The following is a 13,537-nucleotide window of genomic DNA, read 5'->3' as shown; positions in this document are numbered from 1 at the left end:
GGGGGCGGGCCTACATTGGACGTACGTCGTCGTCGACCGCCCGGAGTCCGCCATGCCGGTCACCCACGCTCCCGAGGCCGATGTCCTGCGACGGCAGGACCCCGAACTGGCCGACATCCTGGCCGGGGAGCTCGACCGGCAGTCCACGACGCTGCAGCTGATCGCGGCGGAGAACTTCACCTCGCCGGCCGTGCTGGCCGCGCTCGGCTCGCCGCTCGCCAACAAGTACGCCGAGGGCTACCCGGGCGCCCGGCACCACGGCGGGTGCGAGATGGCCGACGCCGCCGAGCGCGTCGCGGCCGAACGGGCCCGGCGGCTCTTCGGCGCCGAGCACGCCAACGTCCAGCCGCACTCGGGCTCCTCCGCCGTCCTGGCCGCCTACGCGGCGCTGCTGCGCCCGGGCGACACCGTGCTCGCCCTGGGCCTGCCGTACGGCGGTCACCTCACGCACGGCTCACCTGCGAACTTCTCCGGCCGCTGGTTCGACTTCGTCGGGTACGGCGTCGACGCGGAGACCGGGCTGATGGACTACGAGCAGGTGCGCACGCTGGCCCGGACCCACCGACCCAAGGCGATCGTCTGCGGCTCCATCGCGTATCCGCGCCACCTCGACCACGCCTTCTTCCGCGAGGTGGCCGACGAGGTCGGCGCCTACCTCATCGCCGACGCCGCCCACCCCATCGGGCTGGTCGCCGGAGGCGCGGCGCCCAGCCCGGTGCCGTACGCGGACGTGGTGTGCGCCACGACGCACAAGGTGCTGCGCGGACCGCGCGGCGGGATGATCCTGTGCGGGAACGAGCTCGCCGACCGCATCGACCGCGCCGTCTTCCCCTTCACGCAGGCCGGCGCGCAGATGCACACCATCGCCGCGAAGGCCGTCGCCTTCGGCGAGGCGGCGACGCCGGCGTTCGCCGCGTACGCCCGTCAGGTCGTCGTGAACGCGCGGGTCCTCGCCGCGCGGCTGGCCGCCGAGGGCCTCGCCGTCACCACCGGCGGCACCGACACCCACCTGATCACCGCCGACTCGTCACCGCTCGGCGTCGACGGCCGCGCCGCCCGCGGACTGCTCGCCGCCGCCGGGATGGTGCTCGACTGCTGCGCCCTGCCGCACGCCGACGCCCGGGGGCTGCGCCTGGGCACCGCCGCGGTGACCACGCAGGGGATGGAGCAGGAGGAGATGGAGTGGATCGCGGTGCTGTTCGGGAAGGTGCTGCGCGGCGAGATCGACGCCGTCCGGGCGCGTGCGGATGTGCGGGAGCTCACGGGGAGATTCCCGCCGTACCGGGCCGAGGCGGGGTAGGCACCTCCGTCGTGCACAGCTGTGCGTGCAACCATGGTCGGTACCCGTAAGTCCCCATACATATGCCCGCGTCGCTAGGGTGTGGGGCTGTGATGGCCAGCGAGACCTGTGGGGAAGCCCGTGCGTGAATACCTGCTGACGCTCTGCATCACGGCGGCGGTGACGTACCTGCTGACCGGGCCGGTACGGAAGTTCGCCATCGTGGCCGGGGCAATGCCGGAGATCCGGGCCCGTGACGTGCACCGGGAACCCACTCCGCGGCTCGGCGGGATCGCGATGTTCTTCGGCCTGTGCGCCGGGCTGCTGGTCGCGGACCACCTCACCAACCTCAACGAGGTCTTCGCCAAGTCCAACGAGCCGCGGGCGCTGCTGTCCGGGGCGGCGCTGATCTGGCTGATCGGCGTGCTGGACGACAAGTTCGAGATCGACGCGCTGATCAAGCTGGGCGGTCAGATGATCGCCGCCGGTGTGATGGTCATGCAGGGTCTGACGATCCTGTGGCTGCCGGTGCCCGGTGTCGGCACGGTCGCGCTGACCCAGTGGCAGGGCACGCTGCTGACGGTGGCGCTCGTCGTCATCACCATCAACGCGGTGAACTTCGTCGACGGCCTGGACGGCCTGGCCGCCGGCATGGTGTGCATCGCGTCGGCCGCGTTCTTCATGTACGCCTACCGGATCTGGTACTCGTACGGCATCGAGGCCGCCGCCCCGGCCACCCTCTTCGCCTCCGTCCTGATGGGCATGTGCCTGGGCTTCCTGCCGCACAACATGCACCCGGCGCGGATCTTCATGGGCGACTCCGGCTCGATGCTCATCGGCCTGGTGCTGGCGGCGGGTGCCATCTCGGTGACCGGGCAGGTCGACCCCGACCTGATGAACCTGTTCACCGGATCCGAGCGCAGCTCCGTGCACCAGATGGTGCCGATCTACATCCCGCTGCTGATGCCGCTGACGATCATCGCGATCCCGGCCGCGGACCTGGTGCTGGCCATCGTGCGGCGCACCTGGCGCGGCCAGTCGCCGTTCGCCGCCGACCGGGGGCACCTGCACCACCGGCTGCTGGAGATCGGCCACTCGCACAGCCGCGCCGTGCTGATCATGTACTTCTGGTCGGCGCTGATCGGCTTCGGCGCGCTCGCCTACTCGGTCAACTCGGCGTCCATGTGGATCGTGCTGGGTGTGGTGTTCCTCTGCGCGATCGGCCTGGTGCTGCTCCTGCTGCCGCGTTTCACGCCGCGTGCCCCGCGCTGGGCCGAGCGCTTCGTGCCGCCGCGCTACCGGCGCCGGGGGGAGACGACGGCCGCCCCGGCGCCGGGCGCCGCGGCGCCCGGGTCGGGTACGGCGGCGGCTTCCGCCACCGCGGAGCGCGCGCCGGCCTCGCAGGCCGTCGAGCCGGGTGGGTCTCCTGTGGCAGCGGAGCGCCGTGGGCGTCAGGAGCCGGTGGCCGCCGGAGTGGCCGGAGCCAACGGGGCGACCGCCCTCGGCGCACGGTCCCGGCTCCTCGACGGGGGCAAAGCGGAAACGTCACGCTGACGTCCAAGGTAAGAATCTGACTAAAGCGTTGCCAACGCGTGGGGGAGTAAAGTCCCCAATACCAGACAAGTCGGCCGGGTTTTTGCACAGACGCGCAGTCTCATTCTCATGTGTGACAGCAAGCACACCCTTCAGGTAAAGACCTCATCAAATAGTTTGTGATACGGTTCACGAGAAGCCCGGATGGAGCTGGAGGGCCCCCAAGCGGCGGCCCTCGGCGCTGAGGTTCTCTCTCGAAGCCGGGACTACGCTCGTCCATGACGACACCCCTGTCCCCTGTGAAAGCGGAGTTGCCGCCATGCCCTCCAGTGACGCCCGGATCGTCCTCCAGGCCGCTGTGCCCACGGCTGCCGTCGGCGCGATCGCCGCCGTCGTCAGCGCCGTGGTCGCCGGCGGCGAGGGGGCGCTCGGGGCCGTCGTCGGGGCGCTGGTGGTCATCGTCTTCATGGGGATCGGTCTCTTCGTGCTGCAGCGCACCGCCGCATCGCTCCCGCACCTGTTCCAGGCGATGGGTCTGATGCTGTACACGGCGCAGCTCCTGCTGCTGTTCGTCTTCGTCGCGCTCTTCAAGGACACGACGCTGTTCGACCCCCGGGCCTTCGCGCTCACGCTCGTCGCCGGCACCCTCACCTGGATCGCCGCGCAGACGCGCGCCCACATGAAGTCCAAGATCCTCTACGTCGAGCCCGATTCGGCCGGCGACAGCCCCCAGAAGACGGGCTCGTCGTCGTGAGGGGTAGGGCCGGGATAAAGACGCTTGAGAGATCCTGCTATCGTCCGGTGCCAACTGCGGCATCGCGGGCGCGGGCATCCGAGCTGACGCCTGCTCAATCGCGAGGCTTGATGCCCCCCAGCCGCCCCCACACCCGTAACACCAGTCCCGTGCCGAACCGCGGCCTCACGCCGCGCCGACACAACGAGGTTGCCGTACCTATGCGCCACGCTGAAGGAGCCCGCGGTGAGTGCTGACCCGACGCAGGTGCTCGCCTTCGAGACCGACTGCCACATCTTCGACGGCTGTGGCTTCCCGGCTCCCGGCCTGCACTCGTTCCTGTTCGAGCCCCTCTGGGGCGACGCGGACAGCAGCCTGTACTTCAACAAGACCATGCTGCTGGCCCTGCTCGGCTCCGTCATCGTCGTCGGCTTCTTCTGGGTCGCCTTCCGCAAGCCGAAGGTCGTGCCCGGCAAGCTGCAGATGGTCGCCGAGGCGGGCTACGACTTCATCCGACGCGGCGTCGTGTACGAGACGATCGGGAAGAAGGAGGGCGAGAAGTACGTTCCGCTGGTCGTCTCGCTGTTCTTCTTCATCTGGATGATGAACCTCTGGTCGATCATCCCGATCGCCCAGTTCCCGGTGACGGCGATCATCGCGTACCCCGCGGTGATGGCGGCCATCGTCTACGTCCTCTGGGTCTCGCTGACCTTCAAGCGCCACGGCTTCGTCGGCTTCTTCAAGAACGTCACCGGCTACGACAAGTCGCTCGGCCCGGTGCTGCCGCTGGCCATGCTGATCGAGTTCTTCTCGAACCTGCTGGTCCGCCCCTTCACGCACGCGGTGCGACTGTTCGCCAACATGTTCGCGGGCCACACCCTGCTGCTGCTGTTCACGATCGCCACCTGGTACCTGCTGAACGGCATCGGCATCGCCTACGCCGGCGTCAGCTTCATCATGACGATCGTCATGACGGCCTTCGAGCTCTTCATCCAGGCCCTGCAGGCGTACGTCTTCGTCCTCCTGACGTGCACCTACATCCAGGGCGCGCTCGCCGAGCACCACTGAGCGCCCCGCACCTGACCCCCTGATCGTCCGGTGGCCAACCCCCACCGGTCCGGAAAAGAAGAAGGAAGAACTGGCATGTCCCAGACCCTTGCCGCTGTCTCCGGCTCGCTCGGCTCCATCGGTTACGGCCTTGCCGCCATCGGCCCCGGCGTCGGCGTCGGCATCATCTTCGGCAACGGCACGCAGGCCCTCGCCCGCCAGCCCGAGGCGGCCGGCCTGATCCGCGCCAACCAGATTCTCGGCTTCGCCTTCTGTGAGGCGCTGGCCCTGATCGGCCTGGTCATGCCGTTCGTCTACGGCAAGTGATCAGCTGATCCACTACCAGCCGACTAGGCGAAAGGCACTTCCATGAGCCAGCTGCTCACGATCGCAGCCGAGACGGAGAACCCTCTCCTCCCGCCGATCCCCGAGCTTGTCATCGGCCTGATCGCCTTCGTCATCGTCTTCGGCTTCCTCGCCAAGAAGCTCCTCCCGAACATCAACAAGGTTCTGGAGCAGCGCCGCGAGGCCATCGAGGGCGGTATCGAGAAGGCCGAGGCCGCTCAGATCGAGGCCCAGAGCGTCCTTGAGCAGTACAAGGCCCAGCTCGCCGAGGCCCGGCACGAAGCCGCGCGTCTGCGCCAGGAGGCGCAGGAGCAGGGTGCCGCCCTCATCGCCGAGATGCGGGCCGAGGGCCAGCGGCAGCGCGAGGAGATCGTCGCCGCCGGTCACGCCCAGATCGAGGCCGACCGCAAGGTCGCCGCGGCGGCGCTGCGTCAGGACGTCGGCAGGCTCGCCACGGAGCTGGCCGGCAAGCTCGTCGGCGAGTCCCTTGAGGATTACGCCCGGCAGAGCCGCGTGATCGACCGCTTCCTCGGCGAGCTCGAGGAGAAGGCCGAGGCCACGCGATGAACGGAGCGAGCCGCGAGGCACTGGCAGCCGCACGTGAGCGTCTCGACGCGCTGACGGACTCCACGTCCGTGGACGCCGCTCAGCTCGCCGACGAGCTGGCGGCCGTCACCGCGCTGCTCGACCGCGAGGTGTCGCTGCGCCGGGTCCTCACCGACCCGGCGCAGGCCGGCGACGCCAAGGCCGAGCTGGTCCAGCGCCTGCTCGGCGCCCAGATCAGCGGTCCCGCCGTCGACCTGGTGTCCGGCATGGTGCGCTCGCGCTGGTCGCAGCCCCGCGACCTGGTGGACGCGCTGGAGGAGCTGGCGAACATCGCCGACCTCATCGCCGCCGAGCGGGCGGATGCGCTCGACGATGTCGAGGACGAGCTGTTCCGCTTCGGGCGGATCGTCAGCTCGAACGCCGACCTGCGCGCCGCGCTGACCGACCGGGCCGCCAGCACCTCGGCCAAGGTCGAGCTGGTGCACCGGCTGCTGGGCGGCCGGGCCAACGTGACCACCGAGCGTCTGGTGACGCGCCTGGTGATCGCGCCGCGGGGACGTAGCCTGGAAGCAGGACTGGAGTCCCTGTCCAAGCTGGCCGCGGAGCGCCGGGACCGGGTGGTCGCCGTCGTCACCTCGGCGGTGCCGCTGAGCGACGTGCAGAAGCAGCGCCTGGGCGCCGCCCTCGCGAAGCTCTACGGCCGCCGGATGCACCTCAACCTCGACGTGGACCCCGAGGTCCTCGGCGGGATCCGGGTGCAGGTCGGGGACGAGGTCATCAACGGCTCCCTCGCGGACCGGCTCGACGAGGCCGCCCGCCGCATGGCGAGCTAGCAGCAACTCAACACGCAGTACGTACACGACGGCCCTGGTTGGGCCGTGCAGAGGATTCACCTCTTGTTGGGGGGAGTCCCCGACTCGTGGAAAACCCCCAAGTGAAACTTCGGGCCCAACAAGGAGAGCAGGGAACCCAGATGGCGGAGCTCACGATCCGGCCGGAGGAGATCCGGGACGCGCTGGAGAACTTTGTCCAGTCGTACCAGCCGGACGCGGCCTCGCGCGAGGAGGTCGGTACGGTCACCGTCGCCGGCGACGGTATCGCCAAGATCGAGGGTCTGCCCTCGGCCATGGCGAACGAGCTGCTGAAGTTCGAGGACGGCTCCCTCGGTCTCGCACTGAACCTGGAAGAGCGCGAGATCGGTGCGGTCGTCCTGGGCGAGTACAGCGGCATCGAGGAGGGCCAGCCGGTCACCCGCACCGGCGAGGTCCTGTCCGTCGCGGTCGGCGAGGGCTACCTCGGCCGCGTGGTCGACCCCCTCGGCAACCCGATCGACGGCCTCGGCGAGATCGAGACGTCCGGCCGCCGCGCCCTCGAGCTGCAGGCCCCCACGGTCATGCAGCGCAAGTCGGTGCACGAGCCGATGGAGACCGGCTACAAGGCCGTCGACGCCATGACCCCGATCGGCCGCGGTCAGCGTCAGCTGATCATCGGCGACCGCCAGACCGGCAAGACCGCCCTGGCCGTCGACACGATCATCAACCAGCGCGACAACTGGCGCACGGGCGACCCGAAGAAGCAGGTCCGCTGCATCTACGTCGCCATCGGCCAGAAGGGCTCCACCATCGCGTCGGTCCGCCGCGCGCTGGAGGAGAACGGCGCGCTGGAGTACACGACCATCGTCGCCGCCCCGGCGTCCGACCCGGCCGGCTTCAAGTACCTGGCGCCGTACACCGGTTCGGCCATCGGCCAGCAGTGGATGTACGAGGGCAAGCACGTCCTCATCATCTTCGACGACCTCTCGAAGCAGGCCGACGCCTACCGCGCCGTGTCCCTGCTGCTGCGCCGTCCGCCGGGCCGCGAGGCCTACCCGGGCGACGTCTTCTACCTGCACTCCCGTCTGCTGGAGCGCTGCGCGAAGCTCTCCGACGACATGGGCGCGGGTTCGATGACCGGTCTGCCGATCGTCGAGACCAAGGCCAACGACGTCTCGGCGTTCATCCCGACCAACGTCATCTCCATCACCGACGGCCAGTGCTTCCTGGAGTCGGACCTGTTCAACGCCGGTCAGCGCCCCGCGCTGAACGTCGGCATCTCCGTCTCCCGGGTCGGTGGCTCCGCCCAGCACAAGGCGATGCGCCAGGTGTCGGGCCGGCTGCGCGTGGACCTCGCCCAGTTCCGCGAGCTGGAGGCGTTCGCCGCCTTCGGTTCCGACCTGGACGCGGCGTCGAAGGCGCAGCTGGAGCGCGGGCAGCGCATGGTGGAGCTGCTGAAGCAGGAGCAGTACCAGCCGATGCCCACCGAGGACCAGGTCGTCTCCATCTGGGCCGGCACCACCGGCAAGATGGACGACGTGCCGGTCGCCGACGTCCGCCGCTTCGAGCGCGAGCTCCTGGAGTTCCTGCACCGCAAGCACCAGGGCCTCATGACCTCCATCAGGGAGGGCGCCAAGATGTCCGACGACACCCTGCAGGCCATCGCTGACGCGATCGCGGAGTTCAAGAAGCAGTTCGAGACCTCCGACGGCAAGCTGCTCGGCGAGGACGTCCCGGCCGCTGCCGCCAAGTGACGTAAGGAAGGGACCTGACTCATGGGAGCCCAGCTCCGGGTCTACAAGCGTCGCATCCGATCCGTCACCGCGACCAAGAAGATCACCAAGGCGATGGAGATGATCGCCGCCTCGCGCGTCGTCAAGGCGCAGCGCAAGGTGGCGGCCTCCACGCCGTACGCGCAGGAACTGACCCGCGCGGTCACGGCGGTCGGCACCGGGTCCACCACCAAGCACCCGCTGACCACCCAGGCCGAGACGGTCACCCGGTCCGCGGTGCTGCTGCTGACCAGCGACCGTGGTCTGGCCGGCGCGTTCAACTCCAACGCCATCAAGCAGGCGGAGCAGCTGACCGAGCGGCTGGAGCGCGAGGGCAGGCAGGTCGACGTGTACATCGTCGGCCGGCGCGGTCTGGCCCACTACAACTTCCGTGAGCGCAAGGTCGCGGAGTCGTGGACGGGCTTCACCGACGAGCCCTCGTACGCGGACGCCAAGAAGGTCGCCGCACCGCTCATCGAGGCCATCGAGAAGGAGACGGCGGACGGCGGCGTGGACGAACTCCACATCGTCTACACCGAGTTCGTCTCGATGATGACGCAGCAGGCGCTCGACGAGCGCATGCTCCCGCTCAGCCTCGAAGAGGTCGCGCAGGTGGCGAAGCCGCAGGGTGAGATCCTCCCGCTCTACGACTTCGAGCCCTCGGCGGAGGACGTCCTCGACGCCCTGCTGCCGCGCTATGTGGAAAGCCGCATCTACAACGCGCTGCTTCAGTCGGCCGCTTCGAAGCACGCCGCCACCCGGCGTGCGATGAAGTCGGCCACCGACAACGCCGGAGAGCTCATCGAGACGCTGTCCCGGCTTGCCAACGCGGCCCGCCAGGCCGAAATCACCCAGGAAATCAGCGAGATCGTCGGTGGCGCGAGCGCCCTCGCCGACGCGACCGCGGGGAGTGACCGCTAATGACCACCACTGTTGAGACCGCGACGGCTACGGGCCGCGTCGCCCGGGTCATCGGCCCGGTCGTCGACGTGGAGTTCCCCGTCGACGCGATCCCGGAGATCTACAACGCCCTGCACGTCGAGGTCGCCGACCCGGCGAACGCGGGCGAGAAGAAGACGCTGACCCTGGAGGTCGCCCAGCACCTGGGTGACGGCGTGGTCCGCGCCATCTCCATGCAGCCCACCGACGGTCTGGTCCGCCAGTCCCCGGTGACCGACACCGGCGCGCCGATCTCGGTGCCGGTCGGCGACTTCACCAAGGGCAAGGTGTTCAACACCCTCGGTGAGGTGCTGAACGTCGACGAGCAGTACGAGGGTGAGCGCTGGCCCATCCACCGCAAGGCCCCGAATTTCGACGAGCTCGAGTCGAAGACCGAGATGTTCGAGACCGGCATCAAGGTCATCGACCTGCTGACCCCGTACGTCAAGGGCGGCAAGATCGGTCTGTTCGGCGGCGCCGGCGTCGGCAAGACGGTGCTCATCCAGGAGATGATCTACCGCGTCGCCAACAACCACGACGGTGTCTCCGTGTTCGCCGGTGTCGGTGAGCGCACCCGTGAGGGCAACGACCTCATCGAGGAGATGTCCGACTCGGGCGTCATCGACAAGACCGCGCTGGTCTTCGGCCAGATGGACGAGCCCCCGGGCACCCGTCTGCGCGTCGCGCTGGCCGGCCTGACCATGGCCGAGTACTTCCGCGACGTCCAGAAGCAGGACGTGCTGTTCTTCATCGACAACATCTTCCGCTTCACGCAGGCCGGTTCCGAGGTCTCCACCCTGCTCGGCCGCATGCCGTCCGCGGTGGGTTACCAGCCGAACCTGGCCGACGAGATGGGCCTCCTCCAGGAGCGCATCACTTCGACCCGCGGTCACTCGATCACCTCGATGCAGGCGATCTACGTCCCCGCCGACGACCTGACCGACCCGGCCCCGGCGACCACCTTCGCCCACCTCGACGCGACGACGGTTCTGTCCCGTCCGATCTCGGAGAAGGGCATCTACCCGGCCGTGGACCCGCTGGACTCCACGTCCCGGATCCTGGACCCGCGCTACATCTCGCAGGACCACTACAACACCGCCATGCGCGTGAAGAACATCCTGCAGAAGTACAAGGACCTCCAGGACATCATCGCGATCCTCGGTATCGACGAGCTCGGCGAGGAGGACAAGCTCGTCGTCCACCGTGCCCGTCGCGTGGAGCGCTTCCTGTCCCAGAACACCCACGTCGCCAAGCAGTTCACCGGCGTGGACGGTTCGGACGTGCCGCTGGACGAGACGATCGCCGCGTTCAACGCGATCTGCGACGGTGAGTACGACCACTTCCCGGAGCAGGCGTTCTTCATGTGCGGTGGTCTCGAGGACCTGAAGAAGAACGCGAAGGAGCTGGGCGTCTCCTGAGCCCGCGAGCTCGTGTGAGGGGGCGGGTGCGTCCCGCCCCCTCTCCCACGCCCACTAGAATTGACCCCAACACCCGGCAGACCCGCCGGGTGGTGACCCGAGGAGCCACCCTTGGCTGCTGAGCTGCACGTCGAGCTGGTCGCCGCGGACCGCCAGGTCTGGTCCGGCGAGGCCACCCTGGTCGTCGCGCGCACCACGTCCGGCGACATCGGCGTCATGCCCGGTCACCAGCCGCTGCTCGGTGTGCTGGAGTCGGGCCCGGTGACCATCCGTACGAGTGATGGTGGAACGGTCGTCGCCGCGGTGCACGGCGGTTTCATCTCGTTCGCGGACAACAAGCTGTCGCTGCTGGCCGAGATCGCCGAGCTGGCGGACGAGATCGACGTCCAGCGCGCGGAGCGGGAGCTGGAGCGCGCGAAGGCGGAGGGCGACGCCTCGGCCGAGCGCCGCGCGGACGTCCGACTGCGCGCGGCCACGGCGGCGCGCTGACCTCAGGCGCCTCCCAGGCCCCCTGGGGCACGGGGGGATCGCCGTCTGACGACGTGACTCAGCCGCGGTCGGCACCGGAGCAATCCGGTGCCGGCCGCGGCTGAGGCCGATAGAGGTGATTTTTACGTTCCATTACCTAGGAGACGAGGAGGTCGGTGCCGATGGTCCTCGCTCTGACTGTGTGCGGACTCGTGGTCGTGCTCGTGGTGGTGGGACTGTTCGTCTTCGGCCTGCGGCGCAGGCTGATCCAGCGCTCCGGCGGCACCTTCGACTGCAGTCTGCGGTGGGACGTGCCCGAGAAACCCGACACCGGCGGCAAGGGCTGGAGCTACGGCGTGGCCCGCTACAACGGCGACCGCGTGGAGTGGTTCCGGGTCTTCTCCTACGCGCCGCGTCCGCGCCGCGTCCTGGAGCGCGCGTCGATCGAGGTGGCCGGCCGCCGTCTTCCCGAGGGTGAGGAGGAGATGGCGCTGCTCTCCGACTCCGTGGTCCTCGCCTGTCTGCACCGGGGCACCCGCCTCGAACTCGCCATGAGCGAGGACGCGCTGACCGGCTTCCTCGCCTGGCTGGAGGCGGCCCCGCCCGGGCAGCGGGTGAACGTCGCCTAGGACGGAACGCCACAGCACGAAGAAGCCGGCCCCTCCCGGACACGTCCGGGAGGGGCCGGCTTCTTCGTGCTGTGGCCGTCCGTGCTTACGACAGGCCGCTGCTGATGGCGCTCACCAGTTCGCCGTTGGCGGTGTCACCGCTGAACTCCCAGAAGAACGCGCCGCCCAGGCCCTGGTTCCTGGCCCAGCTCATCTTGCCGGCGATCGTGGCGGGAGTGTCGTAGGACCACCAGTTGCCGCCGCAGTGCGCGTACGCCGTGCCCGCGACGGTGCCGGTGGCCGGGCAGGACGTCTTGAGCACCTTGTAGTCCTCGATGCCCTGCTCGTAGGTGCCGGCCGCCGGTCCCGTGGCCGTGCCGCCCGGCGTGGCCTGGGTGACGCCGGTCCAGCCGCGGCCGTAGAAGCCGATGCCGATGAGCAGCTTGCTCGCGGGCACACCGACGGCCCTGAACTTGGCCATCGCGTCGGCCGTGGTGTAGCCGGCCTTGGGGATGCCGCTGTAGGAGGTGAGCGGCGAGTGCGGGGCGGTGGGGCCCTTCGCGTCCCAGGCGCCGAAGAAGTCGTACGTCATCACGTTGTACCAGTCGACGTACTGGGCGGCGCCCGCGTAGTCCGCGGCCTCGATCTTGCCGCCGGCGGAGCCGTCGGCCGTGGTCGCGGCGGTGACCAGGTTGGCGGAGCCGAACTTGGCGCGCAGCGCGGCCATCAGGTTGCGGAAGGCGGCGGACCCGCTGGTGTCGCAGGTCAGGCCGCAGGCGTTCGGGTACTCCCAGTCGATGTCGATGCCGTCGAAGACGTCGGCCCAGCGCGGGTCCTCGACGAGGTCGTAGCAGGACTGCGCGAAGGCCGCCGGGTTCCTGGCCGCGTCGGCGAAGCCGCCGGACCAGGTCCAGCCGCCGAACGACCACAGCACCTTGATGTTCGGGTACTTCGCCTTCAGCTGGCGCAGCTGGTTGAAGTTGCCGCGCAGCGGCTGGTCCCAGGTGTCGGCGACGCCGCTGACGGACTGGTCGGCGGTGAACGCCTTGTCGTAGTCGGCGTAGGAGTCGCCGATCGCGCACTTGCCGCCGGTGACGTTGCCGAAGGCGTAGTTGATGTGCGTGATCTTCGAGGCGGAGCCGGACGTCACCAGGTTCTTGACGTTGTAGTTGCGGCCGTAGACGCCCCACTCGGTGAAGTAGCCGAGCTTGACCTTGCCGCCGGGGTTCGGCGGCGGGGTGGTGGTGCCGCCGGTGGTGTGGACGGCGACCGCACCGCTGGCCGGGCCGGTCTGGTCGGCGGTGTCGCGGGCCCGGACGGTGTAGGAGTAGTCGGTGCCGGCGCTCAGGCCGGTGTCGGTGTACGAGGTCGAGGCCACGGTCGCGACCGCCCTGCCGTCGCGCAGGACGTCGTAGTTCCTGACGCCCTTGTCGTCGGTGGCGGCCGGCCAGCTCAGCTTCACCGAGGTGTCGGTGATGCCCGAGGCGGTCGGGGTGCCGGGGGCGGAGGGCGGGTTGTCGCCGGGGACGGAGGGGCCGCCGTCGCAGCTGGCGCCGTTGAGCGCGCAGTTGCCGGGGGAGCCGCTGCCGGAGCCGTTGAAGCCGAAGGAGACGGAGGCGCCGGGGGCGAGGGTGCCGTTGTAGGACTTGTTCCTGGCGGTCCAGTGGGTGCCGGCGGAGGTGACGTCGGCGTCCCAGGCGGAGGTGACGGACGTGCCCGAGGGGAAGTCCCACTCGATCGTCCAGGAGCTGATCGCCGAGGTGCCGGTGTTCTTCACCGTCCACTTGCCCTCGAAGCCGCTGCCCCAGTCCTGGGTCTTGGCGAAGGTCGCGGTGGCCGACGTGGCGTTCGCCGCCGCGTGGGCGGGGCTCGGGAGGCCGGCCAGACCGGCCAGCGGGAGCAGCAGGGTCGCGAGTCCTGCCGTCGCTCTGTGTTTGAAGCGCACGCTGCGCCTCCTCTGTGAGGTGTGCCGTCGGGGCGCTGCGGGCCCCCACGGCGGTGTGGGGTTGTCGCGGGCATGACTGAGCCATCACGCCC

Annotated in this window: 13 protein-coding genes; 12 read left to right on the top strand and 1 reads right to left on the bottom strand. The window is 69.4% G+C overall.

Features of this window, described 5'->3' with window-relative positions:
- Positions 1–52 precede the first annotated feature (52 nt).
- The 12 genes from ABZ920_RS26400 to ABZ920_RS26345 all read left to right on the top strand — a co-directional run bounded on the left by ABZ920_RS26400 (position 53) and on the right by ABZ920_RS26345 (position 11,521).
- On the top strand, positions 53–1,300 hold the full coding sequence (locus tag ABZ920_RS26400; RefSeq protein WP_361509834.1) for a serine hydroxymethyltransferase: 1,248 nt from the start codon (positions 53–55) through the stop codon (positions 1,298–1,300).
- A 120-nt stretch (positions 1,301–1,420) separates the two neighbouring features.
- Positions 1,421–2,833 carry an MraY family glycosyltransferase gene (locus ABZ920_RS26395; protein ID WP_361509831.1) on the top strand — a complete coding sequence of 471 codons (1,413 nt, stop codon included), beginning with the start codon at positions 1,421–1,423 and terminating at the stop codon, positions 2,831–2,833.
- A 298-nt stretch (positions 2,834–3,131) separates the two neighbouring features.
- Positions 3,132–3,566 (top strand): hypothetical protein, encoded by a 435-nt coding sequence (locus ABZ920_RS26390; protein WP_361509828.1) that lies wholly within the window; start codon positions 3,132–3,134, stop codon positions 3,564–3,566.
- Between the two features lie 225 nt (positions 3,567–3,791).
- A complete protein-coding gene (gene atpB / locus ABZ920_RS26385; RefSeq protein ID WP_361509825.1) occupies positions 3,792–4,613 on the top strand; it encodes a F0F1 ATP synthase subunit A in 822 nt (273 codons plus the stop codon).
- A 75-nt stretch (positions 4,614–4,688) separates the two neighbouring features.
- Entirely contained in the window at positions 4,689–4,919 is a 231-nt protein-coding gene (gene atpE, locus ABZ920_RS26380; protein WP_024884520.1) for an ATP synthase F0 subunit C, read from the top strand.
- Between the two features lie 42 nt (positions 4,920–4,961).
- The gene (locus ABZ920_RS26375; RefSeq protein ID WP_361509820.1) at positions 4,962–5,504 is read left to right on the top strand and encodes a F0F1 ATP synthase subunit B; all 543 of its coding nucleotides are present in this window, start codon (positions 4,962–4,964) and stop codon (positions 5,502–5,504) included.
- The gene (locus tag ABZ920_RS26370) at positions 5,501–6,316 is read left to right on the top strand and encodes a F0F1 ATP synthase subunit delta (protein ID WP_361509817.1); all 816 of its coding nucleotides are present in this window, start codon (positions 5,501–5,503) and stop codon (positions 6,314–6,316) included. The genes ABZ920_RS26375 and ABZ920_RS26370 overlap by 4 nt, the downstream gene beginning before the upstream one ends.
- Before the next feature lie 140 nt (positions 6,317–6,456).
- Complete coding sequence (gene atpA / locus ABZ920_RS26365; RefSeq protein ID WP_361509814.1) at positions 6,457–8,049, top strand: F0F1 ATP synthase subunit alpha; 1,593 nt, start codon at positions 6,457–6,459, stop codon at positions 8,047–8,049.
- Between the two features lie 21 nt (positions 8,050–8,070).
- Positions 8,071–8,988 carry a F0F1 ATP synthase subunit gamma gene (locus ABZ920_RS26360; protein ID WP_361509811.1) on the top strand — a complete coding sequence of 306 codons (918 nt, stop codon included), beginning with the start codon at positions 8,071–8,073 and terminating at the stop codon, positions 8,986–8,988.
- Positions 8,988–10,424 (top strand): F0F1 ATP synthase subunit beta, encoded by a 1,437-nt coding sequence (atpD, locus tag ABZ920_RS26355; RefSeq protein ID WP_361509808.1) that lies wholly within the window; start codon positions 8,988–8,990, stop codon positions 10,422–10,424. The genes ABZ920_RS26360 and atpD overlap by 1 nt, the downstream gene beginning before the upstream one ends.
- A 111-nt stretch (positions 10,425–10,535) precedes the next feature.
- Positions 10,536–10,913, top strand: a complete 378-nt coding sequence (locus tag ABZ920_RS26350; protein ID WP_361509805.1) for a F0F1 ATP synthase subunit epsilon — start codon at positions 10,536–10,538, stop codon at positions 10,911–10,913.
- A gap of 161 nt (positions 10,914–11,074) precedes the next feature.
- Positions 11,075–11,521, top strand: a complete 447-nt coding sequence (locus ABZ920_RS26345) for a DUF2550 domain-containing protein (protein ID WP_361509802.1) — start codon at positions 11,075–11,077, stop codon at positions 11,519–11,521.
- Between the two features lie 85 nt (positions 11,522–11,606).
- Here ABZ920_RS26345 and ABZ920_RS26340 read toward each other — a convergent pair whose 3' ends face one another.
- A complete protein-coding gene (locus ABZ920_RS26340; protein ID WP_361509799.1) occupies positions 11,607–13,445 on the bottom strand; it encodes a glycoside hydrolase family 18 chitinase in 1,839 nt (612 codons plus the stop codon).
- Positions 13,446–13,537 lie beyond the last annotated feature (92 nt).

The sequence above is a fragment of the Streptomyces sp. NPDC046831 genome (assembly GCF_040645305.1).
Taxonomy (GTDB): Bacteria; Actinomycetota; Actinomycetes; order Streptomycetales; family Streptomycetaceae; genus Streptomyces.
This window is presented reverse-complemented; position numbering and strand designations above follow the sequence as displayed.

Excerpts from the sequence above, each read along its gene's own strand:
- ABZ920_RS26400 (WP_361509834.1), top strand. The coding sequence starts at position 53 with ATGCCGGTCACCCACGCTCCCGAGGCCGATGTCCTGCGACGGCAGGAC.
- ABZ920_RS26390 (WP_361509828.1), top strand. The coding sequence starts at position 3,132 with ATGCCCTCCAGTGACGCCCGGATCGTCCTCCAGGCCGCTGTGCCCACG.
- atpE (WP_024884520.1), top strand. The coding sequence starts at position 4,689 with ATGTCCCAGACCCTTGCCGCTGTCTCCGGCTCGCTCGGCTCCATCGGT.
- ABZ920_RS26375 (WP_361509820.1), top strand. The coding sequence starts at position 4,962 with ATGAGCCAGCTGCTCACGATCGCAGCCGAGACGGAGAACCCTCTCCTC.
- ABZ920_RS26370 (WP_361509817.1), top strand. The coding sequence starts at position 5,501 with ATGAACGGAGCGAGCCGCGAGGCACTGGCAGCCGCACGTGAGCGTCTC.
- atpA (WP_361509814.1), top strand. The coding sequence starts at position 6,457 with ATGGCGGAGCTCACGATCCGGCCGGAGGAGATCCGGGACGCGCTGGAG.
- ABZ920_RS26360 (WP_361509811.1), top strand. The coding sequence starts at position 8,071 with ATGGGAGCCCAGCTCCGGGTCTACAAGCGTCGCATCCGATCCGTCACC.
- atpD (WP_361509808.1), top strand. The coding sequence starts at position 8,988 with ATGACCACCACTGTTGAGACCGCGACGGCTACGGGCCGCGTCGCCCGG.
- ABZ920_RS26345 (WP_361509802.1), top strand. The coding sequence starts at position 11,075 with ATGGTCCTCGCTCTGACTGTGTGCGGACTCGTGGTCGTGCTCGTGGTG.